This is a genomic window from Enterococcus sp. AZ050, from assembly GCF_051715085.1.
GTDB classification, from domain to species: domain Bacteria; phylum Bacillota; class Bacilli; order Lactobacillales; family Enterococcaceae; genus Enterococcus; species Enterococcus faecalis.
Genome location: NZ_JBIOTC010000001.1, coordinates 937649 through 963415, shown reverse-complemented (window position 1 = coordinate 963415; position 25767 = coordinate 937649). Strand labels below are relative to the sequence as shown.

Annotated in this window: 28 protein-coding genes; 25 read left to right on the top strand and 3 right to left on the bottom strand. The window is 38.4% G+C overall.

The window, feature by feature from the left end; all coding sequences use genetic code 11:
• Nucleotide 1: 1 nt before the first annotated feature.
• Nucleotides 2–1057 (top strand): threonine synthase, encoded by a 1056-nt coding sequence (gene thrC, locus IGJ04_RS04615; RefSeq protein WP_010823848.1) that lies wholly within the window; start codon nt 2–4, stop codon nt 1055–1057.
• Nucleotides 1054–1917, top strand: coding sequence for a homoserine kinase (gene thrB, locus IGJ04_RS04610; protein ID WP_010709745.1), 864 nt, complete (start codon nt 1054–1056; stop codon nt 1915–1917). Before thrC ends, thrB begins: the two co-directional genes overlap by 4 nt.
• Before the next feature lie 42 nt (nt 1918–1959).
• On the opposite strand, the gene IGJ04_RS04605 is transcribed toward thrB, so the two are convergent.
• On the bottom strand, nt 1960–2817 hold the full coding sequence (locus IGJ04_RS04605; protein ID WP_002382760.1) for a pyruvate, water dikinase regulatory protein: 858 nt from the start codon (nt 2815–2817) through the stop codon (nt 1960–1962).
• A 98-nt stretch (nt 2818–2915) separates the two neighbouring features.
• Between IGJ04_RS04605 and IGJ04_RS04600 the strand changes: the two genes are divergently transcribed.
• From IGJ04_RS04600 to IGJ04_RS04545, 12 genes are all read left to right on the top strand, one after another.
• Entirely contained in the window at nt 2916–3356 is a 441-nt protein-coding gene (locus IGJ04_RS04600) for a Fur family transcriptional regulator (RefSeq protein WP_002387080.1), read from the top strand.
• 165 nt (nt 3357–3521) lie between these two features.
• Nucleotides 3522–3698, top strand: a complete 177-nt coding sequence (gene rpsU / locus IGJ04_RS04595) for a 30S ribosomal protein S21 (protein ID WP_002356740.1) — start codon at nt 3522–3524, stop codon at nt 3696–3698.
• Nucleotides 3699–3723: 25 nt separating this feature from the next.
• Nucleotides 3724–4173, top strand: a complete 450-nt coding sequence (locus IGJ04_RS04590; RefSeq protein ID WP_002356741.1) for a GatB/YqeY domain-containing protein — start codon at nt 3724–3726, stop codon at nt 4171–4173.
• 242 nt (nt 4174–4415) lie between these two features.
• Nucleotides 4416–5330 carry a PhoH family protein gene (locus IGJ04_RS04585; RefSeq protein ID WP_369810298.1) on the top strand — a complete coding sequence of 305 codons (915 nt, stop codon included), beginning with the start codon at nt 4416–4418 and terminating at the stop codon, nt 5328–5330.
• A gap of 28 nt (nt 5331–5358) precedes the next feature.
• On the top strand, nt 5359–7557 hold the full coding sequence (locus IGJ04_RS04580) for an HD family phosphohydrolase (RefSeq protein WP_002382763.1): 2199 nt from the start codon (nt 5359–5361) through the stop codon (nt 7555–7557).
• Nucleotides 7557–8036 (top strand): rRNA maturation RNase YbeY, encoded by a 480-nt coding sequence (gene ybeY / locus IGJ04_RS04575; RefSeq protein WP_002356745.1) that lies wholly within the window; start codon nt 7557–7559, stop codon nt 8034–8036. The genes IGJ04_RS04580 and ybeY overlap by 1 nt, the downstream gene beginning before the upstream one ends.
• Complete coding sequence (locus IGJ04_RS04570; RefSeq protein WP_002382764.1) at nt 8020–8421, top strand: diacylglycerol kinase family protein; 402 nt, start codon at nt 8020–8022, stop codon at nt 8419–8421. Before ybeY ends, IGJ04_RS04570 begins: the two co-directional genes overlap by 17 nt.
• A 13-nt stretch (nt 8422–8434) precedes the next feature.
• Nucleotides 8435–9337: a GTPase Era gene (gene era / locus IGJ04_RS04565; RefSeq protein WP_002359745.1), complete on the top strand. Its 903-nt coding sequence runs from the start codon at nt 8435–8437 to the stop codon at nt 9335–9337.
• Nucleotides 9338–9419: 82 nt separating this feature from the next.
• Nucleotides 9420–10214, top strand: coding sequence for a DNA repair protein RecO (recO, locus tag IGJ04_RS04560; RefSeq protein WP_438839986.1), 795 nt, complete (start codon nt 9420–9422; stop codon nt 10212–10214).
• A gap of 558 nt (nt 10215–10772) precedes the next feature.
• Nucleotides 10773–11681, top strand: coding sequence for a glycine--tRNA ligase subunit alpha (gene glyQ / locus IGJ04_RS04555; RefSeq protein ID WP_002379669.1), 909 nt, complete (start codon nt 10773–10775; stop codon nt 11679–11681).
• A gap of 1 nt (nt 11682) precedes the next feature.
• Nucleotides 11683–13767, top strand: coding sequence for a glycine--tRNA ligase subunit beta (glyS, locus tag IGJ04_RS04550; RefSeq protein ID WP_016616529.1), 2085 nt, complete (start codon nt 11683–11685; stop codon nt 13765–13767).
• A 39-nt stretch (nt 13768–13806) separates the two neighbouring features.
• The gene (locus tag IGJ04_RS04545) at nt 13807–13998 is read left to right on the top strand and encodes a hypothetical protein (protein ID WP_162782729.1); all 192 of its coding nucleotides are present in this window, start codon (nt 13807–13809) and stop codon (nt 13996–13998) included.
• A 33-nt stretch (nt 13999–14031) separates the two neighbouring features.
• Here the strand turns inward: IGJ04_RS04545 and yidC are convergent, their stop codons facing one another.
• Together yidC and IGJ04_RS04535 are read right to left on the bottom strand one after the other, a co-directional pair.
• Nucleotides 14032–14964 carry a membrane protein insertase YidC gene (gene yidC / locus IGJ04_RS04540; protein ID WP_438839985.1) on the bottom strand — a complete coding sequence of 311 codons (933 nt, stop codon included), beginning with the start codon at nt 14962–14964 and terminating at the stop codon, nt 14032–14034.
• Between the two features lie 166 nt (nt 14965–15130).
• Nucleotides 15131–15406, bottom strand: a complete 276-nt coding sequence (locus tag IGJ04_RS04535) for an acylphosphatase (RefSeq protein ID WP_010707316.1) — start codon at nt 15404–15406, stop codon at nt 15131–15133.
• Nucleotides 15407–15512: 106 nt separating this feature from the next.
• Here IGJ04_RS04535 and IGJ04_RS04530 point away from each other — a divergent pair, with 106 nt between their 5' ends.
• The 11 genes from IGJ04_RS04530 (at nt 15513) to sufB (ending at nt 25750) form a co-directional block, all read left to right on the top strand.
• Nucleotides 15513–16289 carry a TrmH family RNA methyltransferase gene (locus IGJ04_RS04530; protein ID WP_347495525.1) on the top strand — a complete coding sequence of 259 codons (777 nt, stop codon included), beginning with the start codon at nt 15513–15515 and terminating at the stop codon, nt 16287–16289.
• A gap of 19 nt (nt 16290–16308) precedes the next feature.
• A complete protein-coding gene (locus IGJ04_RS04525) occupies nt 16309–16710 on the top strand; it encodes a GNAT family N-acetyltransferase (RefSeq protein ID WP_438839984.1) in 402 nt (133 codons plus the stop codon).
• A 183-nt stretch (nt 16711–16893) separates the two neighbouring features.
• The gene (rpsB, locus tag IGJ04_RS04520; RefSeq protein WP_002356759.1) at nt 16894–17679 is read left to right on the top strand and encodes a 30S ribosomal protein S2; all 786 of its coding nucleotides are present in this window, start codon (nt 16894–16896) and stop codon (nt 17677–17679) included.
• Between the two features lie 105 nt (nt 17680–17784).
• Nucleotides 17785–18666: a translation elongation factor Ts gene (gene tsf, locus IGJ04_RS04515; RefSeq protein WP_002356760.1), complete on the top strand. Its 882-nt coding sequence runs from the start codon at nt 17785–17787 to the stop codon at nt 18664–18666.
• Nucleotides 18667–18926: 260 nt separating this feature from the next.
• Nucleotides 18927–19649: a UMP kinase gene (gene pyrH, locus IGJ04_RS04510; RefSeq protein ID WP_002356761.1), complete on the top strand. Its 723-nt coding sequence runs from the start codon at nt 18927–18929 to the stop codon at nt 19647–19649.
• Between the two features lie 3 nt (nt 19650–19652).
• The gene (gene frr / locus IGJ04_RS04505) at nt 19653–20210 is read left to right on the top strand and encodes a ribosome recycling factor (protein ID WP_002356762.1); all 558 of its coding nucleotides are present in this window, start codon (nt 19653–19655) and stop codon (nt 20208–20210) included.
• A gap of 369 nt (nt 20211–20579) precedes the next feature.
• Nucleotides 20580–21350, top strand: a complete 771-nt coding sequence (gene sufC / locus IGJ04_RS04500; protein ID WP_002356763.1) for a Fe-S cluster assembly ATPase SufC — start codon at nt 20580–20582, stop codon at nt 21348–21350.
• A 14-nt stretch (nt 21351–21364) separates the two neighbouring features.
• Entirely contained in the window at nt 21365–22651 is a 1287-nt protein-coding gene (gene sufD, locus IGJ04_RS04495; protein ID WP_002364433.1) for a Fe-S cluster assembly protein SufD, read from the top strand.
• Nucleotides 22648–23883 carry a cysteine desulfurase gene (locus IGJ04_RS04490; protein ID WP_438839983.1) on the top strand — a complete coding sequence of 412 codons (1236 nt, stop codon included), beginning with the start codon at nt 22648–22650 and terminating at the stop codon, nt 23881–23883. Before sufD ends, IGJ04_RS04490 begins: the two co-directional genes overlap by 4 nt.
• The gene (sufU, locus tag IGJ04_RS04485; RefSeq protein ID WP_002400834.1) at nt 23870–24337 is read left to right on the top strand and encodes a Fe-S cluster assembly sulfur transfer protein SufU; all 468 of its coding nucleotides are present in this window, start codon (nt 23870–23872) and stop codon (nt 24335–24337) included. The genes IGJ04_RS04490 and sufU overlap by 14 nt, the downstream gene beginning before the upstream one ends.
• 18 nt (nt 24338–24355) lie before the next feature.
• Complete coding sequence (sufB, locus tag IGJ04_RS04480) at nt 24356–25750, top strand: Fe-S cluster assembly protein SufB (protein ID WP_002356769.1); 1395 nt, start codon at nt 24356–24358, stop codon at nt 25748–25750.
• The last annotated feature ends 17 nt before the right edge of the window (nt 25751–25767 follow it).

Genomic DNA, 25767 nt, shown 5'->3' with positions numbered 1-25767 from the left:
CATGTATGAAGGTTTGTTAAAACAGTATCAAGCGTATTTGCCCGTAACAGAAAAAACACCAATGATTTCTTTAGCCGAAGGAAATACGCCACTGATTCCTTTACCTAATTTATCCAAAGAATTAGGTATTCAATTATATGGAAAATACGAAGGCTTAAATCCCACTGGCTCATTCAAAGATCGCGGGATGGTGATGGCTGTAGCAAAAGCGGTAGAAGAAGGTGCCAAAGCGATTGTTTGTGCTTCTACAGGAAATACTAGTGCCGCCGCTGCTGCGTATGCCACAAGAGCAGGCATTAAAGCGTATGTAGTGATTCCAGAAGGAAAAATCGCACTGGGAAAATTGGCGCAAGCTATTATGTATGGGGCGGACATTATTTCGATTCCAGGTAACTTTGATGAAGCATTAAAAGCGGTGCGAGAGATTGCGAAAACTGAGGCAGTTGCGCTAGTTAATTCAGTGAATCCTTATCGCTTAGAAGGGCAAAAGACAGCAGCTTTTGAAGTTTGTGAACAATTAGGTCAAGCGCCCGATGTCTTAGCGATTCCAGTTGGAAATGCCGGCAATATTTCCGCTTACTGGAAAGGCTTTAAAGAATGGCATGAAAAACAAGGAACAACTTTACCAAGAATGCATGGTTTTGAAGCAGAAGGTGCCGCAGCGATCGTGAAAGGCCAAGTGATTGAGCAACCTGAAACCGTGGCAACAGCGATCCGGATTGGAAATCCTGCTAGTTGGCAATTAGCAGAACAGGCACGCGATGAATCGGGTGGTTTCATTGATGCCGTGACAGATCAAGAAATTTTAACGGCTTACCGAAAAATTGCTGCTCAAGATGGGGTTTTCATTGAACCTGGTTCGGCTGCCTCATTAGCTGGAGTTATTCAACATGTTAAAAACGGTAAAATCAAAGCAGGTGAAACCGTCGTGGCAGTCTTTACTGGTAACGGACTGAAAGATCCTGATACAGCAATGGAGACAGAAGTAACTATTTCAAAAATGAGTGACGTGGAAGAAATGCGTCTGCACTTACGAAAAGGAGTCGCAACACTATGAAAATAAGAGTACCTGCCACTAGTGCCAACTTAGGACCTGGCTTTGATTCATGTGGCATTGCATTATCCGCTTATTTAACAATCAACGTTTTAGGTGAAAGTGAATTTTGGGAAATTCAACATACTTTGGGAGAAGAAATCCCTACTAATGAAGAGAATTTATTAATTCAAACGGCATTGAAAATTGCACCAGAATTAACACCAAAAGTTATTCGGATGGTTTCTGATATTCCCCTTGCAAGAGGACTAGGCAGTAGCTCAAGTGTGATTGTAGCAGGCATTGAATTAGCTAACCGACTAGCACATTTAAATTTGTCCCCTAAAGAAAAAGTCCGTTTGGCCACAGAGATGGAAGGACATCCGGATAATGTTGCCCCAGCTATTTTAGGAGATTTCGTGGTGGCTAGCCATGTAGAAAACCAAGTCTACCATGTCAAACATCATTTTCCAATGTGTGATGTCATTGCATTTATTCCAGAGGAACCATTATTTACCGAAAAAAGTCGCGCTGTTTTGCCCGAAAAATTGGCTTATAAAGAAGCAGTCGCGGCCAGCTCAATTGCCAATGTTATGATTGCCGCAATTTTAAACGGGGATTTACCTTTAGCAGGCAAAATGATGGAACAAGATAAATGGCATGAAACGTATCGTCGTTCATTGGTTCCTCACTTAAAAGAAATTCGTCGTTTAACTCAGCAAAGAGGTGCTTATGGTTCTTTCTTAAGCGGTGCTGGTCCAACTGTGCTAATCTTGTCGCCAGAAGAACGAACCAACGAAATTGTTCAAAGCTTGGAGAAATTATCTACCAAAGCGAGCATCCAAATTTTCAATATTGATCAAGAAGGCGTTCAAGTCTTTTAAAAAAACGAGAAAAAATCACTAGTGATTTTTTCTCGTTTTTTTTTAATCCTCGGAGGTTTCCGTGGAATAATAACTATGATCTTCTAAGTTCAAAGCATTAAGAATCATTGAGGCAGTTTCTTCAATTGAAAGAGAAGCGACATCAATAACGATACAACCTAATTTTTGATAAAGATCATTAGCAAAAGCCAGTTCTCGCCGAATTTTTTCAATATCTGAATAAGAAGTATTTTCAGGTAATCCATATGCGCGCATTCGTTCTTTACGAATCCCGTTTAAAACATTGGGATCATTGGTTAAGCCAACAATTTTTTTAGGGTCCATTTCGAATAATTGTTTCGGTAAATGTGCTTCAGGAATTAGTGGCAAATTAGCAACTTTTAAGTTCTTGTTGGCTAAAAAGAGACTTAGCGGTGTTTTAGAAGTTCGGGAAACGCCAAGAAGTAACACATCCGCTTCTAAAAAGCCTCGTGGGTCCTTGCCATCGTCATATTTGACAGCAAATTCCATTGCTTCAATTCGTTTAAAATAATTTTCATTCAGATGATGTAAGGCACCTGGTTCCCGCATGGGCGCGACACCTGTTAATCGTTCGATTTCCGCAACTGGTGGTGTCAAAATGTCAAAATGGAACAATTGATGCTCATTGAAAAATTGATTAGCAATCGCCACGAGATGATCATTAATAATAGTATGAAGTACCATGGCTTCTGCTTTTTTGGCATCTTCTAACGCTTGCACCAGTTTATCTTCGTCTTTAACGAATGTTCGTCTAATCAAAGTAAAATCAACAGTGGGGTACTGGGCCATTGAAGCAGCCGCCAATTTTGAAGCGGTCTCGCCAGCAGAATCTGAGATGACAAAAATCGTCACACATTTTTTTTCTTCAGAAATAGTCATAGAGGGTAAGTCCTTTCTTGCATTTTTAATAATTTTATTATACCATAAGTCCAGAATCTATTTCGTAATGATTCTGATTTAGATTGGTGAGGGAGGAAATGGCGATGGCACCAGTAAAAACCAATATTGAACAAGCCTTAGAAACCATGAAAGCCAGTGGATTAAAATATACTAAAAAACGAGAATTACTGATGAGCTATTTGATTAAGCGAAATCGGTATGTTTCTGCACGTGAAGTGTATGAATTTATGAATGAAACCTTTAAAGGAGTCAGTTATGATACGGTTTATCGTAACTTGCATGACTTTGAGCGCTTGGAATTGCTGGAAAAAACAGAATTAAATGGCGAGCAAAAGTTTCGCTTCCGTTGTTGCCAAGAGGTGGAACATCATCATCACTTTATTTGTACGGTTTGTGGCAAAACGGAAGAAATTCACATGTGTCCGATGAATTTTTTTGAAGAACAGTTAAAAGGTTGTTCAATTGAAGGACATCGCTTTGAAATACTTGGTCGTTGTGCCGATTGTTGCGAAAAATAGCGAATAAGACGAAAAATCAAACAAAAATTTCGTATTTTATCAGTAGAGTGGTTGACGGTTATTTATGCTTTAGCTATAATATAACAAGGACAGTATTTTAATTTGTGGGTTTTTCCCACAAATAAGAAAAACGGTTACTTTTTAAGCTCGGAGGGAGGGAATAACATGTCAAAAACAGTCGTTCGTAAAAACGAATCTCTTGATGATGCTCTTCGTCGCTTCAAACGTTCCGTTTCAAAAGCGGGTACTTTACAAGAATCACGTAAACGTGAATTCTACGAAAAACCAAGTGTAAAGCGTAAGAAAAAATCTGAAGCAGCTAGAAAACGTAAAAAATTCTAGTTTTGAATGAATTGGAGTTGGTGGTATGTCATTGCTAACCACATTGAATGACGACATTAAAACAGCGATGAAAGCTAAAGACAAAGAAACTTTAGCCGTACTTCGTATGTTAAAGACTGCCATTCAAAATGATCAGATTAAAGCGGGCCGTGAATTGAACGGAGAAGAAGAACTCACTGTATTGTCTCGTGAGATGAAACAGAGAAAAGATTCTTTATCAGAGTTTGAAAAGGCGGGACGCGACGATCTTGTTGAAAAAGTAAAAGTTGAAATAGCAATTGTTGAAAAATATATGCCTCAACAACTAACGGAGGAAGAAATTCGTCAACTAGTTCAAGAGGTAATGACGCAAACTGGCGCCACTTCACCAAAAGATTTTGGTAAAGTGATGGGCGCTATGATGCCGAAAGTCAAAGGCAAAGCCGATGGCAACCAAGTTAACGCAATTGTGAAAGAATTATTACAAGAAAACTAAGAGCGTTATCGAAACTAGGACAGGATACTGTCCTAGTTTTTTTATACAAAGAGAAAACCGGTAGCTTTTTCCGGTTTTCTCTTTTTTGACTTTCAAAGTCAAATCAGGTACGACTTCTTTTTAAACAGATAAGAATGTGGTATCATTGTAAAGGACTATATAATAAAGGAGATGGACGTTTTTTGACAGATAATCAGTCAAAATCTTTGGAATTAATACTTACTGATTCTGATGATGCACACATGCTTTTAGGAACACATGATAAACATATCAAATTTTTAGAAGAGAATACCCACGTAACGATTAATAGTCGTGGCGAAGTTATTCAGTTAATTGGCGAATCATCAGAGGTAGAGTTAGTCGCTTCCGTGTTAAGAGCGCTACAAACATTAATTCAACGAGGCATCAAAGTGCATACGCCAGATGTCGTTTCTGCTTTAAAAATGGCCAAAGCTGGAAATTTAGAGGCGTTTATTGCCATGTATGAAGAAGAAATTATGAAGGACCATCATGGTCGGGCAATCCGAATTAAGAATGTTGGTCAAAAAAAATATATCGATGCAGTTAAAACTCATGACGTCATTTTCGGGGTGGGACCTGCGGGGACAGGAAAAACCTTTTTAGCCGTGGTGATGGCAGTAGCAGCCTTGAAAAAAGGCGAAGTACAAAAAATTATTTTAACTCGTCCAGCGGTGGAAGCTGGCGAAAGCTTGGGCTTTTTACCAGGTGACTTAAAAGAAAAAGTCGATCCTTATTTACGTCCAGTTTACGATGCCTTGTATCAAATTTTTGGTATGGATCATACAAATCGTTTAATGGAACGCGGCGTTATTGAAATTGCCCCGCTTGCTTATATGCGTGGTCGTACATTGGATGATGCTTTTGTCATTCTAGATGAAGCACAAAATACTACGGTTGCCCAAATGAAAATGTTTTTAACTCGTTTAGGGTTTAGTTCAAAAATGATTGTTAATGGAGATACTAGTCAGATTGACTTGCCACGTGGTGTAACAAGTGGTTTAGTTAACGCCGAGCGTACGTTAAAAGACATTGAAAAAATTGCCTTTGTAAATTTTGAAGCCAGTGACGTTGTGCGTCATCCGGTTGTAGCACAAATTATTCAAGCCTATGAAAAAGAACAACAAAAGCATTCCTAAGCAGTTAGGGAAGGAGTGAAAGTACCTTTTGAAAAAAGTACTTACAAAGTTAGGGGATCGTTTAGGTAAAGCCTATTTACCTATTTTATTAGCCGTTTTTTCTCTTCTTTTATTTATGATTATGTTTGGCAGTGTCCATCAGAAAAGAGTAGAAATTAAAGAAGGTCAACTGGCCGAGAAAACCATTCGTGCAAATAAAAATATCGAGAATACCTACGAAACAGAACAAAGAAAAAAATTGGCAGCAGAAGCTGTCACACCCGAATATATTTATCAAGAAGATACGGCATCTGTCCAACATAATCGTATTGATAAATTATTTAAATTGATTGATTCTGCGAATGAAAAAGTAGACAAAGAGTACAGCAACAAGCAAGCGAAGGCCAAAAAGGAAGAAACGATTCCTGCGCCGACCGTGGAAGAACGAGTAGCTAGCTTAAAATCATTATTTGAATCTTTACCGCAAGATGAAGTTACGTTTTATCAAAGTTTTCCTAATGTTTTTTATCAAACAATCTTTACATTAACCTCTGAGCAATTAGATAAGGTTCGTTCAGAAAGTTTGATGTTGGTGGATGACGCAATGCAAAATCACGTTCGAGAATCTGATTTGGATAAAATTCGCCAAGAAGCTAACGGTAAAATTCAATACTTAGATATTACGAGTACCATGCAACAAGTTATTCGTTACATTGTTAACCAAGGGATTGTGGTAAACGATATTGCCAATGAAAAACGAACAGAAGAGCTACGCCAAAAAGCGATGAATGCTGTTCAACCCGCAATGATTTATCAAGGCGAAATTATTGTTCGTGAAGGTACTCAAATTGATGCAAAAGCGGTCGAAAAACTTGAGTTACTAGGAATGACTAGTCAAAATACCTCTATTTTTCCGATGGTGGCATTAGCATTAGCTATTTTACTTCAAGTTGAAGTGTTGATTTTCTTTACAAAACAAGTGACTGAGCCTTCGCGACAACGCTCGTTTATTATCTTTTACACGGGTGCTATGCTAATCAGTGTTATTTTAATGAAATTCTTCCAGATTTTCCAAACAGAGCAGTTGATGTATATTCCCTTGTTCTATCCAGCAGCCTTTGCGCCGCTGATTCTAAATCATTTTGTGAATCGTCGTTCAGGGATAATCGCTGCCATTTTCCAAGTCGTTTTTGCGTTATTTATCTTTTATAATTCTATTGGTACAAACTCGTTGACGGTTATTCTGATTATGTACTTATTCTCAGGATTTCTAGCAACAGTTGTTAAACGGAAACGAATGAGTGAGCAAGTTTTCCCAGCTTTAATGTGGGTAGTGGTCTTTCCTGTTTTCATGGCGGTTGTCTTAATGATTTATCAAGGAATGAGTTTAACAGATGGTAAAACGTGGACAGCTTTAATTTGTGCAGGTGCAGGAACGGTACTTTCATTTTTAGCAACAATGGGCTTGCATCCATATATCGAATTATTAGTGACTGATGATAGTATGATTGTCTTGAATGAATTAAGTAATCCGAACCATCCGTTGTTAAAACAACTGTTAGAAGAAGCGCCAGGTACCTATCATCATAGCATGATGGTGGCTAGTTTGAGTGCTAACGCTGTTGCTGAGATTGGCGGGCGGTCGCTATTAACACGAGTTGCTTGTTATTACCATGACATTGGCAAAATTAAACACGCCAATTTCTTTGTGGAAAACTTACCTGCTGGTGCAGAAAATCCACATAACTTTTTATTACCAGAAGATAGTAAACAAATTATTTTTGGCCACGTAATTGATGGCGCCAAAATTTTAGAAGAGTACAATATGCCGCAAATGGTGATTGACATTTGTCGTCAACATCATGGCACAACATTGATGAAATTTTTCTATGTGAAAGCAAAAGAACGCAATCCTGAAATTAAAGAATCCGACTTCCGTTATCCTGGGCCACGTCCACAAACACGAGAAGCAGGGATTGTGAGTATTGCTGATACTTGTGAGGCTGCTGTGCGGGCGATGGATCATCCGACCAACGAAAAAATTCAAGCCTTTGTGCATAATGTGATTCAAGATAGAATTTCAGATGGCCAATTAGATGAATGTGGGTTAACGATGAAAGAGATTCGCATCATTGAAAAATCATTAATTAATGGATTATGCAGTACCTTCCATTCACGGATTAAGTATCCAAAAATGAAAGCTGAAGCAGAAGAAATGAAAGATGAACAAGAAAAGAGAGATGACTAATGGATATTACTTTCATTGATGAAACCGAGAAAGTACCAACAGAAGAAATCAAAGAAATCGAAAACTTGCTGCAATTTGCAGCGGGTTTTCTAGAAATTGCCGAAGATACGGAGATGTCGGTGACTTTTACAGATAACGCAGGTATCCAAGTGATTAATCGTGACTATCGGGGCAAAGATATGCCTACAGATGTCATCAGTTTTGCTTTAGAGGATGAAGGGGAAGACGAATTGCCAATTATTTTTGATGATGAAGAGTTGGCAGAGCTACCACGGAATCTAGGTGATTTAATTATTTCAACAGAGCGAGCAGCAGAACAAGCAGTTGAATATGGGCACACATTGGAACGAGAAATGGGCTTTTTGGCAGTACATGGCTTTTTACATTTGAATGGGTACGATCATATGGAACCTGAAGATGAAAAAGAAATGTTTGGTTTACAGAAAGAGATTTTAGATGCGTATGGCCTTAAAAGATGAGCAAACAGGAAAGAATAAACATTTTATTAATTCATTAGAATTTGCCTGGCAAGGAATCAAAACAGTTTTTCGAGAAGAACGTAATATGCGCAAACATGTGGCGTTTGGTGTCACGGCCATTGTGTTTGGTTTCTTGTTTTCTTTAACACTTGCTGAATGGCTGTGGTTGTTATTGGCCGTTTTTCTTGTCTGGTTGGCAGAAATTATCAACACAATTTTTGAAAATGTCGTAGATATGTTTACGGATTTTCACTTTCATCCAATCGGAAAAAAGGTTAAAGACATGGCCGCAGGAGCTGTTTTATTAACAGCCGGTTTCGCAGTGCTAGTAGGACTAATTCTATTTGTACCAAAAATTTTACAAATCATTCAAATGTGGAAATAAAAGGAGAAATACAATGACAACTGAACATAAATCTGGTTTCGTAGCCATTGTCGGCAGACCAAATGTTGGGAAATCAACATTGTTAAATCGAATTGTCGGCCAAAAAATTGCAATTATGAGTGACAAAGCACAAACAACTCGTAATAAGATTCAAGGAATTTATACAATTCCTGAAGCACAAATTGTTTTTATCGATACTCCAGGGATTCACAAACCTAAACACCGCTTAGGCGATTTCATGGTGGAAAGTGCCTACAATGCGATGCGTGAAGTAGATGCTACTTTATTTATGGTAAGTGCTGATCAAAAACGCGGGAAAGGTGACGACTTTATTATTGAACGATTGAAAAATAATAATAGTCCAGTCTACTTGATTATTAATAAAATTGACAAAGTCCATCCAGATGATTTATTGAGTATTATTGAAGACTATTCGAAACAAATGGACTTTAAAGAAATTATTCCCATTTCTGCCACTGAAGGAAATAATTTTGAGCATTTGATGGATGTTCTCGTTGAGCAAATGCCAGAAGGACCACAATATTTCCCTGATGACCAAATTACGGATCATCCAGAATATTTTATCGTTTCCGAATTAATTCGTGAAAAAGTGTTACTTTTAACAAGAGATGAGATTCCTCATTCTGTCGCTGTCGTTGTGGACTCAATGAAACGGGATGAAAACGATAAAGTCCATGTCCAAGCAACCATTATTGTGGAACGGGACAGTCAAAAAGGTATCATTATTGGCAAAGGCGGAAAAATGCTGAAACAAATTGGTACCAAGGCGCGTCAAGATATTGAATATTTATTAGATGACAAAGTGTATTTGGAGCTTTGGGTAAAAGTCCAAAAAGACTGGCGTGACAAAAAAATCTATTTACAAGATTTTGGTTATCGCAAAGAAGAATATTAAGAAAGTAGTGTTTGGGAAGCGAGTGTATAAACGAACTTTCCAAACACTACACTAATTTACATAAGAAATGGAAGTGAATTGAATGGCATTAGGGGAGACCAAAGGCATTATTTTATTTACGAAGGATTTTAAAGAGAAGGATAAACTCGTCAAAATTTTTACAGAATCCTATGGAAAATTGATGTTTTTTGTGAAAGGCGCGCATCGAAAAAATAATCCTCTTTTGCCAGCGATTCTGCCATTTACAGAAGCCGTCTACATCGGAAACTTTAGAGAAGAAGGCTTATCTTTTCTCAATAGCAGCAAAGAAGTTCAACCTTTTCGAAACATTCAACAAGACATATTTATTAACGCATATGGAACATATATTTTAAACTTAGTCGATGCAGCAATTGAAGATCAGCACTATGACCCTAATTTATTTCAATTTACCCACATGGCATTATCCGCTTTAAATGAGCAAAAAGATCCGGAAATCATTACAAATATTTTTGAAATTCAATTGTTAGAACGGTTTGGTGTACGACCAGAATGGCATCATTGTGTGGCTTGTGGCGAAACACAAGGGAAATTTGACTACTCTTCAAAGTATAGCGGTGTGCTTTGTGAAAAACATTGGCATTTAGATGAACAGCGCTACCATGCAGATCCTAGAGCAATTCATTTTATTCGCTTATTTTCGCAAGTCTCCTATGAAAAAGTCCAAAACATTCAAGTAAAAGAAGAAACTAAGAAAAGTATTCGAGAAATGATTGATATGTTATACGATGAATATGTCGGGTTGCACTTAAAAAGCAAAAAATTTATTGATCAAATGAAAACGTGGGAAAATACGTTAAAAATTCCACCACGAAAGAAGGAAGAAAAAGAAACATAAACAAGCAGACGTTTTTCTAAAAAAAATTTGACAACTTCCCTCAGACACCGTATTATGATAGAGAAGTTAAATACGTACGAAGAAAAAGAGAAGTAAAAAGAACCCTCTGTTAAGCGAATCTGGGAGAGTGGGAGCCAGAAACACGGAACTTTTGAAAGGCACTTTGGAGTACGACAAACGAAGCTGCCGATGAACACATCGGAAGTAGGGTGGAACCGCGATAATTATTCGTCCCTATGTCTATTAATAGGCATGGGGACTTTTTGCTGTGAATCACTACGATTGGCGCAAATGCGACAGAGTAGATGATGAACAGTACAAGGTGACCAAAGGGAACGTTGTAACCGAATAAAAAAAGCAAACAGTTAACACCAAAAGAAAAAATAGTAACGTTTATTCAAAAAAGCTCAATTGGCGCAAAGGCGACAGAGTAGATGATGAACAGCATAAAAATTATCTCATTCTACAAAATTGTTTCTCTGTAGCCCTTTTTAAATTTACATTCCCGAAGCTAAGCCAATCCCTATGTCTATAAAAAATATTCCAAGGAGGAAAACAATGAAAAACAAGTTAACCGTACAAGAAATGATTTTAACCTTGCAAAAATTTTGGTCATCTAATGGCTGTATGTTAATGCAAGCCTATGATACAGAAAAGGGAGCCGGCACCATGAGTCCTTACACGTTTTTACGTGCCATTGGACCTGAACCATGGAATGCTGCCTACGTAGAACCTTCTCGTCGTCCAGCTGATGGACGCTATGGCGAAAATCCAAACCGTCTATACCAACATCATCAATTCCAAGTTGTAATGAAGCCTTCTCCTGAAAATATCCAAGAACTTTATCTAGAAAGTTTAAAATTATTAGGAATTGATCCATTAGAACATGACATTCGTTTTGTAGAAGATAACTGGGAAAATCCTTCAATGGGCTGTGCTGGTTTAGGTTGGGAAGTTTGGTTAGATGGCATGGAAATTACCCAATTTACGTATTTCCAACAAGTTGGCGGCTTACAATGTCATCCTGTCACTTCTGAAATTACTTACGGGTTAGAACGCTTGGCATCATATATCCAAGAAGTCGAAAGTGTCTATGATTTAGAATGGACACAAGGCGTTAAATATGGTGAAATTTTTGTGCAACCTGAATATGAACATTCAAAATATTCCTTTGAAATTAGTAACCAAGAAATGCTTTTAGAAAACTTTGACAAATTTGAAAAAGAAGCTAAACGCTGTATTGAAGAAAGCTTAGTTCATCCAGCCTATGATTATATTTTAAAATGTAGCCATACATTCAATTTATTAGATGCTCGCGGCGCTGTCTCTGTAACGGAACGTGCAGGATATTTAGCCCGCATTCGGAATATGGCTCGTTCCGTAGCGAAAATTTTTGTGGCTGAACGTGAAAAATTAGGGTTCCCATTATTAAATAAAGATCAAAGTGTATCCAAGGAGGCAGAATAACATGGCAAAAGATTTATTATTAGAAATTGGCTTAGAAGAAATGCCCGCACATGTTGTCACACCAAGCCGTATCCAACTTGAAGAAAAAGTAATCAAATTTTTAGATGAACATCATTTAGACTATGAAACAGTGCAATCCTTTGCCACACCTCGTCGCTTAGCCGTGAAAGTAACTGCGATTCCTGAAAAACAAGCAGATGTTGAAGAAGAAGTAAAAGGTCCAGCGAAAAAGATTGCTTTAGATGCTGAAGGAAATTGGTCAAAAGCTGCACAAGGTTTTGTACGCGGCCAAGGAGTTACAACTGAGGACATTGTTTTCAAAGAATTAAATGGCGTCGAATATGTCTATGTGACGAAGTTTACCAAAGGCCAAAGTGCCAAAGAGGTATTAACAAAATTAAATGACGTGATTACAAGTCTAACTTTCCCAGTAACAATGCACTGGGCAAACTATGATTTCGAATATATTCGTCCAATTCATTGGATTGTGGCACTACTTGATGATGAAGTAATTCCTTTCAAAGTGTTAGATGTGACAACGGGGCAAACTTCTCGTGGCCACCGTTTCTTGGGAGACGATGTGACGTTCCAACATGCTAATGAATATGAAGCAAAATTAAAAGAACAATTTGTAGTGGTTCAACCGAATGAACGGAAACAAATGATTGTTGATCAAGCGAACGCACTCGCTGCTGAAAAAAATTGGCAGTTAGCTTTAGATGAAGAGTTACTGGAAGAAGTTACGAATTTAGTGGAATATCCAACTGCATTTGTAGGCAGTTTTGATGAAAAATATTTATCTGTTCCAGATGAAGTATTAGTGACTTCTATGAAAGAACACCAACGTTACTTTGAAGTTCGTAACGACCAAGGCTTATTAATGCCGCATTTTATCGCTGTTCGTAATGGGGATAATGTTCACCTTGAAAACGTGATTAAAGGAAATGAAAAAGTGTTAATTGCTCGTTTAGAAGATGCAGAATTCTTTTACAATGAAGATAAAAAATTAACGATTGAAGCATGTGTTGAAAAACTAAAAAATGTGACTTTCCATGAAAAGATTGGCTCAATTTATGAAAAAATGCAACGGGTTGCTTTAATTGCACAAATCATTGGTCGAAAAGTTGGCTTATCTGAGGATGAATTGGAAGATTTAAAACGTGCCTCTGAAATTTATAAATTTGACTTAGTAACAAATATGGTTGGTGAATTCCCAGAATTACAAGGAATTATGGGAGAAAAATATGCCTTATTACAAGGCGAAAAACCAGCCGTAGCAACGGCGATTCGAGAACACTATTTACCAACTTCCAGTGAAGGTGAATTGCCAGAAACAGCAATCGGGGCTGTTTTAGCCTTAGCCGATAAGCTTGACAGCGTCTTTTCATTCTTCTCAGTTGGTATGATTCCAACAGGTTCTAACGATCCTTATGCACTTCGTCGTCAAACCTATGGCGTTATCCGAATTATTGAAGATAAAGGCTGGACCTTCCCATTAGTCCAATTACAAACAGAAGTTGATGAAGCAGTGAATCAAGATGTTGAGAAATATGGCGTTTTACTAAACGAAGGACAAGCAGAAGTCGTTGAATTTGTGAAAGCTCGCTTACGTCAATTATTAATGACGAAAAATGTTCGCCATGACATTATCGATGCAGTGGTGTCTGCTGAGCAAGCCGATTTATCGAAATTATTTGCTTCAGCGAATATTTTAAAAAGCCGTTTTGAAGATCAAGATTTTAAACCATCAATGGAAGCCTTAACGCGTGTTATTAATTTAGCGAAAAAAGGTCAAGAACTTTTAGGTGATACTGAAGAAGGGATTGATCCAAGTCTGTTTGAAAATAAGGCAGAAAAAGAACTGTATCAAGCGGTTAACGATTTATCTGAAGCATTTGCGACACGCACGATTGCAGAAAACTATGAAGCATTAGTAAATCTACGTCCGTTAATTGATGCGTACTTCAATGAAACGATGGTTATGGTTGAGGATGAAAAAGTCAAACAAAACCGATTAAAACAATTAATGCAAATTGCTAAAATGGCGTTATCAATTGCTAGCTTAGATTTATTAATTGTAAAATAAAAAGCGCTGTTTTTCGACCGCTAAGGAGGAACCGACAGCATGCTAGAAACAACATTTGAACAAATTTTAACACAATTATCAAAGCCAGCTGTTCGTGCGCTAACGAATAAAAAAATCAACAGTGTGGATGAACTCTATGCACGAGGCCGAAAAGCGTTACTTTCGTTGCATGGCTTTGGTCCAAAGTCTATTCGAATTATTGAAGAGATGACTGGGAAAGAATTGAAGTAAAAAAAGGATCGCCGTTTAGAGGCGATCCTTTTTTTATTTACGTTTTTGTTTTCCAGCATTGCGACCTTTATTGCCGTTTGCTTTTGGTTGGTTCGTTTTTTGCGTTACTTTGTTTGTTTCTTTTGGTGTCACATCCTTAATAGGAGTAACCACTTGTTTTGGTGGGTTATTTTTCAATTCTTCTTGTACTTGTTTTTTAATTCTTGGACGTAAGAGGATATTTGTGATGGCAGATTGAATACATGTGAAAATACCACCAACTACCCAGTAAAGCGCTACGCCTGCAGGTGAGCTAAAGGACATGAAAACAATCATTAATGGTGAAACAATCAGCATTGATTTCATTGTTTTCTTTTGTTCTTCAGGAATACCAATCATTGAAATATAACCTTGAGCTAAATAGGCTAAACCAGCTAATGCCACTAAAATCATATTTGGTTGTCCTAAATTCATTTCTAAGAAGCTTGCCGTGGCAATACCTTTTGTATAACGAGCAGCAAAGAACAGAGAAGAGAAAATAGGCATTTGAATTAATAAAGGCAAACAACCAATTCCGCCAACCATACTCACATTGTTTTCTTTATAAATCTTTTGTAGTTCTGCTTGTGCGGCCATTTGTTCTTCACGCGTACTTGCTTGTTTCATTTTTGCTTGTGCAACATCCACTTGAGGTTTGATTGCTTGCATTTTTTCCGTTTGGATAAAGCTTTTTTTCGATTGATGTAAGCCTAACGGTAAAATAATGATCCGTACAATAATGGTGATAAAAATAATCGCCCAACCATAGTTCCAATTAAAGTTATCGACAAGATAAGTAATTGCATTACTCATCGGTAAAACAAGGAAGTTATAGACAAAACCTTCACCAGTTGGTTGTCCATCTGCTCCTGTTTTCACACAGCCTGATAAAAACATTACTAAAAATAGTAAGCCAGAGCCGTAAAGCCATCGGTTTAATTTACGCATGTAATTCGGTCCTTTTCTAAAAAATTTTTACATGGTTAACTATACTTGAAACAGCGCTCTTTTTCAATCAAAATCGAAAAGAAGCTCTTACAAAAATCAATAAAAAGCAGGAACTACTTGCTGTTCAAGGCTTCTTCCCAAAGAAATCAATCGTTAGAAAGTAAGTTTATTGAATCACTTTAAATTGGTCCGTTTCTTCTAACAAAGGGTCTTCTTGAATATCAACATACGTTACACGTCCCGCTGGACTGGGGGAATCTTTGATTTTTTTGATAAATGTTTCCATTATGTCTTCAGGTGCAATTGCTGTGATTGAAACGGACCCGTCGTCTTCGTTCTTCACCGAACCAGAGACACCTAATTGATCTGCCACCATTTTGGTCATGTAGCGGAAGCCAACACCTTGGACACGCCCTTGTACATTCATTCTTAGTTTTTCCATGAGAGACACTTCCTTTGCTTTTTTCTTTATGATAGCGATTTTTCTTGGTTCTAGCAAGTATCCAAGCAAGCTAGAAGCATGCTATAATACAAAGGCGAGGTGACTTATGAAAGAAATTATATCAACGAAAAATAACCAATTAAAAGAATGGAAAAAATTACACAAAAAGAAGTACCGAGAAGAACTGAACCAATATATAATAGAAGGATTTCATTTAGTTGAAGAAGCGGTGAAGGCCAATGCCGATGTCCAGTGGATTTTGTTTAACCAAAGAGGTCAACAAGAATGGGGAACTTGGTTAGCTGAACAAGAAACAGAAAAATTAATTTTTGTTAGTGATGAGGTTTTAAATAGCTTGTCGGAGCTGCCAACTTCACAAGGAATTTTGGCAATTGTCACCTTGGAAACGCAACAAGAGCAGTCGCTTTCTTTTAAAGGTGGTTGGTTACTTTTAGATAATATCCAAGACCCTGGTAATGTTGGTACGATGATTCGCACAGCTGATGCAGCGGGTTTAGCAGGCGTGATTTTAGGTAAGGGCACAGCAGATATTTACAATACAAAAGTGTTGCGCTCAATGCAGGGGAGCCACTATCATTTACCGGTTCTCCAACGAGAATTGACCGAAGTGGTTCAGGCATTCAAGAAGCAAGGTCTACCAGTTTTCGGTACAGAATTAAATGAAGCTGCGATTGCTTATTATGAACAAGAGGCAGTGGAAAATTATGCGTTGATTTTAGGCAATGAAGGTAGCGGGGTTTCGCCAGAATTGTTAGCAGAAACCACGAAAAATCTTTATATTCCAATGAAAGGTCAAGCAGAATCATTGAATGTCGCTATCGCAGCGGGCGTGTTAATGTTTTATTTTGAAAATAATCAATAACAGAAACGAGTGTCAAAAAATGCTGACTATCAAAAAGACAACCCAGTTAACAGAAAAAGAATTAGAAACCATTATGACTATTTGGCTGCAAACGAATCTAGAAGCTCATCCATTTGTCCGCGCTGCGTTACCAAAAGCAACACTGATCTTAGCGGAAGAAGAGGGTCAGATAATTGGGTTTTTAGGCTTAATGGATAACTATATCGCAGGAATTTTTATAAAAAAAGCGTTTCAAGGGAAGGGCATCGGTCAGAAATTACTGCAAGTAGCAAAAGAAGAACAGGACATCTTATCTTTGGCTGTTTACAGGGAAAATCAAGCAGCTTACGCCTTTTATCAAAAACAAGGCTTTGTCCAACAAAAGCGAACCATCGATGAAACGGGAAACGAAGAATGTCATCTTGTTTGGCAAGCGCAGTAGGAGCGACATTTCTAGTTTTAAGGCTTGCTATTTTTCTGAAAATATCTTATACTGTTAAAGGTGTGATTTTCACACACGAAATCCACATTCTTTTCCATCTGCGAAGTGGTGCTACTACGGTAGTTCTTCAAGGAGTTGACGAAAAGAAGAGGAAAATAAAAACCAAACTGGAGGAAACACAACATGGCAGTAATTTCTATGAAACAATTACTAGAAGCCGGCGTACACTTTGGTCACCAAACTCGTCGCTGGAACCCAAAAATGAAGAAATATATCTTCACAGAAAGAAACGGTATCTACATCATTGACTTACAAAAAACAGTGAAATTAGTAGATGCAGCTTACGATTACATGAAAAACGTTGCAGAAGAAGGCGGCGTTGCTTTATTCGTAGGAACTAAAAAACAAGCACAAGAAGCAATCAAAGATGAAGCAATCCGCGCTGGTCAATACTATGTAAACCATCGTTGGTTAGGTGGTACGTTAACTAACTGGGATACAATCCAAAAACGTATTGCTCGCTTGAAAAAAATCAATGCAATGGAAGAAGACGGCACTTTCGAAGTTTTACCTAAGAAAGAAGTTGCTGGCTTAAACAAAGAACGTGAACGTTTAGAAAAATTCTTAGGTGGTATCGCTGATATGCCAAGAATTCCAGATGTAATGTACATCGTTGACCCACGTAAAGAACGCATTGCTGTTCAAGAAGCACACAAATTAAACATTCCAATCGTTGCAATGGTTGATACAAACTGTGATCCTGATGAGATCGATGTTGTAATCCCTTCAAATGATGATGCAATCCGCGCCGTGAAATTAATCACTGCTAAAATGGCTGACGCTTTCATCGAAGGTAACCAAGGGGAAGACCAAGCAACTGAAGAGTTATTCGTTGAAGAAACACCAGAAGCAACTTCAATCGAAGAAATCGTTGATGTTGTTGAAGGAAATAACGAATCAGCTGAATAATAATGATTACGGAGCTGTCTCAAAGGCTAGGCGACAAAAAGCCTGATTCTCCTTTGAGATAGCTTTTTTAAAAAGAATTGATAATATCCGAGGAGGACACAAATAATGGCAGACGTTACAGCTAAAATGGTAAAAGAATTACGCGATATGACTGGCGTTGGAATGATGGACGCTAAAAAAGCATTAGTAAAAGTAGAAGGCGACATGGAAAAAGCCGTAGACTTTTTACGTGAAAATGGTATGGCTAAAGCAGCGAAGAAAAATGACCGCATTGCGGCTGAAGGTTTAGCAAACGTAGCAACTGTAGGTAACGTTGCAGCAATCGTTGAAGTAAACTCAGAAACTGACTTCGTTTCTAAAAACGAAATGTTCCAAGATTTAGTTAAAGATATTGCGACTAAAGTTGCTGAAAACAAACCAGCTACGATGGAAGAAGCAATGGCTATTAAAACTGAAAAAGGCACAATCGAATCTGATTTAATCGAAGCAACAACTGTTATCGGTGAAAAAATCAGCTTCCGTCGTTTTGAAGTTGTCGAAAAAGCTGACAATGCTGCATTTGGCGCTTACTTACACATGGGTGGCCGTATTGCTGTATTAACAGTTATCGATGGCACAACTGACGAAGAAGTAGCGAAAGATGTTGCTATGCACATCGCGGCAATCAACCCTCGCTATGTCAACGAATCTCAAATTCCTCAAGAAGAATTAGAACACGAAAAAGCTGTGTTAACTGAACAAGCATTAAACGAAGGTAAACCAGCAAATATCGTTGAAAAAATGGTTGTTGGTCGTCTACAAAAATTCAAAGCAGAAATCGCTTTGGTTGACCAACCATTTGTTAAAGATCCAGATATGACTGTCGAAAAATTTGTTGCTTCTAAAGGCGGCGAAGTGAAATCATTCGTACGTTTTGAAGTTGGCGAAGGTATCGAAAAACGTGAAGATAACTTTGCGGATGAAGTAATGAGCCAAATGAAAAACTAAGAGCATCAAACGCTCGGTTGAAAAGCCGTGAATCATAAGTATCTAAACAGACAGCGATCCCCAAAGGAAGCTGCATAAATTGATTACTACTTGATTCAAGGCAGTCTTTCAGCCATTTGGGAACGCATAACTTTGATATGCGCTCCCTTTTTTTAGGCAAAACCAGTGGATCGCACTGCTTGGTCTAAAAAATCATTTTGGTGAAAAGTCATCTAAATGAGGAATTGAATGATTTTTAGAGAATCTTGGAGGGAATTATGATGGTTAAACCTAAGTATCAACGTGTCGTATTAAAGTTAAGTGGAGAAGCGCTAGCCGGAGAAGACGGTTTTGGCATTAAACCACCAGTCATTAAAGAAATCGTCCAAGAAATTAAAGAGGTCCATGAATTAGGTATCGAAATGGCCATCGTGGTTGGCGGCGGAAACATCTGGCGTGGACAAATTGGTGCTCAAATGGGCATGGAACGTGCACAAGCTGATTATATGGGCATGTTAGCTACTGTGATGAATGCCTTAGCATTGCAAGATACATTAGAAAATCTTGGTGTGCCTACACGTGTTCAAACATCAATTGAAATGCGTCAAATTGCAGAACCATACATTCGTCGTCGTGCAGAACGTCATTTAGAAAAAGGCCGCGTTGTTATTTTTGCCGGAGGAACAGGAAATCCTTACTTCTCGACAGATACAACGGCTGCGTTACGAGCTGCAGAAGTAGATGCGGACGTCATCTTAATGGCGAAGAACAATGTTGATGGTGTTTATTCTGCGGATCCACGTGTGGATGAAACAGCGACAAAATTTGAAGAACTAACACATTTAGATGTTATTTCTAAAGGGCTGCAAGTAATGGATTCAACAGCAAGCTCATTAAGTATGGATAACGATATTCCTTTAGTTGTCTTTAACCTAAATGAAGCAGGAAATATCCGTCGTGCCATCCTTGGTGAAAATATCGGAACAACTGTAAGGGGGAAATAAAGAATGTCTAAAGAAGTTTTAGCAACAGCCAAAGAAAAAATGACAAAAGCGGAAGAAAGCTTACGCCGTGAATTAGGTCAAATTCGTGCTGGTCGTGCGAACGCAAGTCTATTAGACCGTATTCAAGTAGAATATTATGGTGCACCAACACCAGTTAACCAATTAGCAAGTATCAATATCCCAGAAGCACGGGTATTAATGATTACACCGTTTGACAAAAATTCTATCGCTGACATTGAAAAAGCTATTCAAATGAGTGATATCGGCATTAGCCCAACCAATGATGGAAATGTCATCCGTTTAGTGATTCCACAATTAACGGAAGAACGTCGGAAAGAATTAGCCAAAGACGTGAAAAAAGAAGCGGAAAACTCAAAAGTTGCTGTCCGTAACGTTCGTCGTGATGCAATGGATGAGTTGAAAAAAGCTCAAAAAAATGGCGACATCACTGAAGATGAATTACGTTCATTTGAAAAAGATGTTCAAAAATTAACAGATGATAGCATCAAAAATATCGATGCGATTACTGCTGAAAAAGAACAAGAACTTTTAGAAGTATAAAACCAATCACTAATAAAAATTATTGAATCCAGAGAAGCAAATGCTCTGGATTTTTTTGTATAGATGAGAAAGGCGTATCTCAACGCTCTCTTTGCGAAAGTCATTCTAAAGTAATTATTTAAGAAAACGCTTTCTTGAATAATTTTTTTTATTCTACCAGAATTTTTTTCTTTGTGTAGGGAGGATCACTTGAAAATATAGAGAAACTTTGAAATATCAGCATTTTAAAATTTTCCTTCACAAATTGAATCCTAAAATTTGATGATAAGAGTTGTTATTTTTAGCAATTGTAATTTGCGATTCATTCTCAATTAGGCTAAAATGAGTGAGAACGGAAAAACGATTAAAACAAGTTGGAGGGAATTGTACATGTCTGTGTTAGAAATCAAAAATTTACACGTATCAATTGAAGATAAAAAGATTCTAAAAGGGGTCGATTTAACAATTAATACTGGAGAAATCCATGCAATTATGGGACCTAATGGAACTGGTAAATCTACTTTATCAGCAGCAATTATGGGAAATCCTAACTATGAAGTCACAGAAGGAGAAATTCTATTTGACGGCGTCAACGTTTTAGATTTAGAGGTAGACGAACGTGCTCGCTTAGGTTTATTCTTAGCAATGCAATACCCAAGTGAAATTCCAGGAATTACCAATGCTGAATTCATGCGTGCAGCAATCAATGCAAAACGTGACGAAGACAACAAAATGTCAGTCATGCAGTTCTTAAAAAAATTAGATAGCAAAATGGAATTATTAAATATGCCTGAAGAAATGGCTGAGCGTTACTTAAACGAAGGTTTTTCTGGCGGCGAGAAAAAACGAAATGAAATTTTACAATTATTGATGTTAGAGCCTACGTTTGCCATTTTAGATGAAATTGATTCAGGCTTAGATATCGATGCGTTAAAAGTAGTTTCTAAAGGGGTTAATGAAATGCGCGGCGAGAACTTTGGTGCGTTAATTATTACCCATTATCAACGCTTATTGAACTATATCACGCCAGATGTTGTTCATATCATGATGGAAGGCCGCGTTGTGAAAACCGGTGGGGCTGATTTGGCAAAACGTTTAGAAACAGAAGGCTATGCTGGTATCAGCCAAGAATTAGGTATTGATTACAAAGAAGAAGCGTAAGGAGGACAAGATAAATGAAAAAAGTAAATCTAATGGATTATCTTGACGAAGTCACCGCTTTTTCACTAGAACATGAAGAACCAGCTTGGATGACTGAATTGCGAACAACGGCTTTAAGAAACGCTGACGAAAGTGAGTTACCACATATTGATCGTGTGAAATTTCATCGTTGGCCTTTATTAAATGTTCACATGGAAAGTTATGTGCCTTCTGAAGGAAATGTCGCAAGTTTTGATCAAATGAAAGACAATCCTTTAATTGTTCAACAAGGATCTTTTCATGCTTTTGAGCAATTGCCAGCCTCATTAGCGGAACAAGGGGTAATTTTTACAGACATTTTTACTGCTTTACAAGAGCACCCAGAATTGGTTAAAGAATACTATATGACTAAAGCCGTATTACCAGAAGAAGATAAGCTGACAGCAGCTCATGCAGCTTTCATGAATAGTGGCGTTTTCTTATACGTTCCTAAAAACGTAGTGATTGAAGAGCCCATTGAATCTTTGTTTATTCAGGATTCAGATAGCAACCAACCTTTCTTTAAACATGTTTTAATCGTTGCAGATAATCATAGTGAATTCAGTTATTTAGAACGTTTTCAATCAACCGGTCATCACGCAGAGAAAGCTTCTGGAAATATTGTTGTGGAAGTGATTGCGAAAGATGGCGCAAAAGTTAAATACTCAGCTGTGGATCAATTAGGGCAAACTGTAACGACTTATATGAATCGTCGTGGCTATATTATGCGGGATGCCTCTGTTGATTGGGCTCTAGGCGTCATGAATGATGGCGATGTTGTGGCTGATTTTGATTCTGATTTAGTTGGCGAAGGCGCTCATTCAGAAGTTAAAGTCGTTGCAATTAGTGCAGGTAAACAAACACAAGGCATCGACACACGAGTGACAAACAAAGCGCCACATTCGATTGGTCATATTTTACAACATGGAGTTATTCGTGAACGTGGTACTTTAACGTTTAACGGAATTGGCCACATTTTAAAAGGAGCAAAAGGAGCCGACGCACAGCAAGAAAGTCGTGTTTTAATGCTGTCTGATAAAGCTCGTGGTGATGCCAATCCAATTCTTTTAATTGATGAAAATGAAGTGACTGCCGGACACGCAGCCAGCGTTGGTCGAGTAGATCCAGAAGAAATGTATTATTTAATGAGCCGCGGCTTGCGTAAAGAAGAAGCGGAACGTTTGGTGATTCGTGGCTTCCTAGGTTCTGTCATTACAGCAATTCCAGTTAAAGAAGTACAAAATGAATTTGTAGAAGTAATTGAAGGGAAGTTAAACGCATGATGGATGCAGCAACCATTCGTCAATCGTTTCCTATTTTATTTCAAGAAGTTAATGATGAACCGCTAGTTTATTTAGACAATGCTGCAACAACCCAAAAACCAACGGCAGTGTTAGATGTTTTACGACATTATTATGAAACCGATAATGCCAATGTTCATCGTGGGGTGCACACGTTAGCCGAACGAGCAACGAAGGACTATGAAGCCTCCCGCGAAAAGGTTCGCCAATTTATCCATGCCAAAGAAACAGCGGAAGTTTTATTTACACGAGGAACAACAACCAGTTTGAATTGGATTGCCAAAAGTTATGGTGACTTGGCAGTTACAGCCGGGGATGAAATCGTCATATCTTACATGGAACATCATTCAAACATTATTCCCTGGCAACAATTAGCCCAACGTACAGGAGCCATTTTGAAGTATATAGACGTCACTGAAGACGGCTTTTTAGACATGGCAAGTGCACGTCAACAAATTACAGAAAAAACGAAAATTGTTTCGATTGCTCATGTTTCAAATGTGTTAGGGGTCATTAATCCAATCGAAGAATTAACACAATTAGCTCATCAAAATGGCGCTGTGATGGTGGTAGACGGCGCGCAAGCAGTTCCTCATATGCCTGTGGACGTTCAAGCCATCGATGCTGATTTTTATGCATTTAGTGGTCACAAAATGTGTGGACCAACTGGAATTGGTGTCCTTTATGGCAAACGTCATTTATTGGAACAAATGGAACCTGTGGAATTTGGTGGCGAAATGATTGACTTTGTTCATCTTCAAGAAAGTACTTGGAAAGAGCTTCCATGGAAATTTGAAGCTGGCACACCTAATATTGCTGGGGCAATTGCCTTAGGTGCCGCTATTGATTATTTAACTGAAATTGGTTTAGAGGCCATTCATCAACATGAAGCAGCCCTTGTTCACTATGTTTTGCCGAAGTTGCAAGCTATCGAGGGCTTGACGATTTATGGTCCACAGGATCCAAAAGACCACACAGGTGTGATTGCTTTTAATATTGAAGGTTTACATCCACATGATGTGGCTACAGCGTTAGATATGGAAGGGGTCGCTGTCAGAGCGGGTCACCATTGCGCGCAACCGCTATTAAACTATTTGAGCGTGCCAGCAACCGCACGGGTAAGTTTTTATTTATACAATACCAAAGAAGACGCAGATCGCTTAGTTGAAGCGATTAAAGCGACAAAGGAGTTTTTCCAGCATGGCACTTTCTAAATTAGATAACTTATATCGCCAAGTCATTTTGGACCATTCTAGCCACCCACATCACCACGGAACGCTAGATGCGTCTAGCCAAACAATTGAACTGAATAATCCTACTTGTGGAGATGTGATTGAACTGGATGTGGCCATTGAAGACGATGTGATTAAAGATATTGCCTTTCAAGGAAGTGGCTGTTCCATCAGTACAGCAAGTGCTAGTATGATGACTGATGCAGTCTTAGGAAAAACAATCGCCGAAGCAACGGCCTTAGCAGAGGATTTCTCTCAACTTGTTCAAGGAAATGAAGTGGCCGAAGATGAAAAATTAGGCGATGCAGCAATGTTAAGCGGCGTAGCTAAATTTCCAGCTCGGATTAAATGTGCAACCTTGGCTTGGAAAGCCTTAGAGCAGGCTGTTGCTAATAACGGCCAAGGCGAAGCCGGTCATTTACATTGTGAAAAATAAAGAAAGGGTGACGACGAATTGAGTACAGTACCTGAATTAGAAGAATATAAATTTGGCTTTCACGACGATGTGGAACCAGTCTTTAGTACCGGAGACGGCCTAACAGAAGACGTCGTTCGCGAAATTTCTCGCGTGAAAGGCGAACCAGAATGGATGCTTGACTTCCGTTTAAAATCGTTAGAACAATTCAATAAAATGCCCATGCAAGAATGGGGTCCAGACCTGTCAGATATTGACTTTAGTAAAATTAAATATTACCAAAAACCGAGTGACAAACCTGCACGCGATTGGGATGATGTACCTGATAAAATCAAAGAAACCTTTGAAAAAATTGGGATTCCCGAAGCTGAGCGTGCTTATCTAGCTGGGGCTTCTGCTCAATATGAATCAGAAGTTGTTTACCACAACATGAAAGAAGAATTTGAAAAATTAGGTATCATTTTTACAGATACTGACTCTGCTTTAAAAGAATATCCTGACTTATTCAAAGAGTATTTTTCAAAACTTGTGCCGCCAACAGATAATAAACTGGCCGCTTTAAACTCAGCTGTTTGGTCAGGTGGAACCTTTATTTATGTACCAAAAGGCGTTCGAGTTGATGTACCATTACAAACATATTTCCGAATCAACGCTGAAAATACCGGCCAATTTGAACGGACCTTGATTATTGTCGATGAAGGGGCCAGCGTTCACTATGTTGAAGGATGTACGGCACCCACGTATTCAAGTAACAGCTTGCATGCGGCCATCGTAGAAATTTTTACTAGAAAAGATGCTTATTGTCGTTATACCACTATTCAAAACTGGTCAGATAACGTCTACAACTTAGTAACCAAACGTGCTAAAGCTTACGAAGGTGCCACTGTCGAATGGATTGATGGTAACCTAGGAGCTAAAACAACTATGAAATACCCAAGCGTTTACTTAGATGGCAAAGGTGCCCGTGGCACGATGTTATCGATTGCCTTTGCTGGCGCTAACCAAATCCAAGATACTGGGGCCAAAATGATTCACAATGCGCCGAATACCTCTAGCTCAATTGTTTCAAAATCAATTGCTAAAGACGGCGGCGAAGTTAACTACCGTGGCCAAGTGACTTTTGGCAAAGACAGCGCAGGCTCGATTTCCCACATCGAATGCGACACGATTATCATGGACGAAAAATCAAAATCAGATACGATTCCGTTTAACGAAATCCATAACAGCCAAGTGTCCTTAGAACACGAAGCCAAAGTTTCAAAAATTTCTGAAGAACAATTATATTATCTAATGAGTCGCGGCTTATCTGAAGCCGAAGCGACAGAAATGATTGTTATGGGCTTTGTTGAACCATTTACGAAAGAATTACCGATGGAATATGCGGTTGAGTTGAATCGGTTGATTAGTTATGAGATGGAAGGCAGTGTTGGCTAAAACCAATTTGAGCGCTA

What these genes read in the sequence shown, in the direction of transcription:
- IGJ04_RS04605 (WP_002382760.1), bottom strand. Translation starts at nt 2,817, where the DNA reads ATGACTATTTCTGAAGAAAAAAAATGTGTGACGATTTTTGTCATCTCA.
- yidC (WP_438839985.1), bottom strand. Translation starts at nt 14,964, where the DNA reads ATGCGTAAATTAAACCGATGGCTTTACGGCTCTGGCTTACTATTTTTA.
- thrB (WP_010709745.1), top strand. Translation starts at nt 1,054, where the DNA reads ATGAAAATAAGAGTACCTGCCACTAGTGCCAACTTAGGACCTGGCTTT.
- IGJ04_RS04490 (WP_438839983.1), top strand. Translation starts at nt 22,648, where the DNA reads ATGATGGATGCAGCAACCATTCGTCAATCGTTTCCTATTTTATTTCAA.
- era (WP_002359745.1), top strand. Translation starts at nt 8,435, where the DNA reads ATGACAACTGAACATAAATCTGGTTTCGTAGCCATTGTCGGCAGACCA.
- IGJ04_RS04590 (WP_002356741.1), top strand. Translation starts at nt 3,724, where the DNA reads ATGTCATTGCTAACCACATTGAATGACGACATTAAAACAGCGATGAAA.
- sufU (WP_002400834.1), top strand. Translation starts at nt 23,870, where the DNA reads ATGGCACTTTCTAAATTAGATAACTTATATCGCCAAGTCATTTTGGAC.
- IGJ04_RS04530 (WP_347495525.1), top strand. Translation starts at nt 15,513, where the DNA reads ATGAAAGAAATTATATCAACGAAAAATAACCAATTAAAAGAATGGAAA.
- glyQ (WP_002379669.1), top strand. Translation starts at nt 10,773, where the DNA reads ATGAAAAACAAGTTAACCGTACAAGAAATGATTTTAACCTTGCAAAAA.
- tsf (WP_002356760.1), top strand. Translation starts at nt 17,785, where the DNA reads ATGGCAGACGTTACAGCTAAAATGGTAAAAGAATTACGCGATATGACT.
- IGJ04_RS04600 (WP_002387080.1), top strand. Translation starts at nt 2,916, where the DNA reads ATGGCGATGGCACCAGTAAAAACCAATATTGAACAAGCCTTAGAAACC.
- IGJ04_RS04535 (WP_010707316.1), bottom strand. Translation starts at nt 15,406, where the DNA reads ATGGAAAAACTAAGAATGAATGTACAAGGGCGTGTCCAAGGTGTTGGC.
- IGJ04_RS04545 (WP_162782729.1), top strand. Translation starts at nt 13,807, where the DNA reads ATGCTAGAAACAACATTTGAACAAATTTTAACACAATTATCAAAGCCA.
- rpsB (WP_002356759.1), top strand. Translation starts at nt 16,894, where the DNA reads ATGGCAGTAATTTCTATGAAACAATTACTAGAAGCCGGCGTACACTTT.
- rpsU (WP_002356740.1), top strand. Translation starts at nt 3,522, where the DNA reads ATGTCAAAAACAGTCGTTCGTAAAAACGAATCTCTTGATGATGCTCTT.
- recO (WP_438839986.1), top strand. Translation starts at nt 9,420, where the DNA reads ATGGCATTAGGGGAGACCAAAGGCATTATTTTATTTACGAAGGATTTT.
- IGJ04_RS04525 (WP_438839984.1), top strand. Translation starts at nt 16,309, where the DNA reads ATGCTGACTATCAAAAAGACAACCCAGTTAACAGAAAAAGAATTAGAA.
- thrC (WP_010823848.1), top strand. Translation starts at nt 2, where the DNA reads ATGTATGAAGGTTTGTTAAAACAGTATCAAGCGTATTTGCCCGTAACA.
- frr (WP_002356762.1), top strand. Translation starts at nt 19,653, where the DNA reads ATGTCTAAAGAAGTTTTAGCAACAGCCAAAGAAAAAATGACAAAAGCG.
- ybeY (WP_002356745.1), top strand. Translation starts at nt 7,557, where the DNA reads ATGGATATTACTTTCATTGATGAAACCGAGAAAGTACCAACAGAAGAA.
- IGJ04_RS04570 (WP_002382764.1), top strand. Translation starts at nt 8,020, where the DNA reads ATGGCCTTAAAAGATGAGCAAACAGGAAAGAATAAACATTTTATTAAT.
- glyS (WP_016616529.1), top strand. Translation starts at nt 11,683, where the DNA reads ATGGCAAAAGATTTATTATTAGAAATTGGCTTAGAAGAAATGCCCGCA.
- pyrH (WP_002356761.1), top strand. Translation starts at nt 18,927, where the DNA reads ATGGTTAAACCTAAGTATCAACGTGTCGTATTAAAGTTAAGTGGAGAA.
- IGJ04_RS04585 (WP_369810298.1), top strand. Translation starts at nt 4,416, where the DNA reads ATGCTTTTAGGAACACATGATAAACATATCAAATTTTTAGAAGAGAAT.
- sufD (WP_002364433.1), top strand. Translation starts at nt 21,365, where the DNA reads ATGAAAAAAGTAAATCTAATGGATTATCTTGACGAAGTCACCGCTTTT.
- sufC (WP_002356763.1), top strand. Translation starts at nt 20,580, where the DNA reads ATGTCTGTGTTAGAAATCAAAAATTTACACGTATCAATTGAAGATAAA.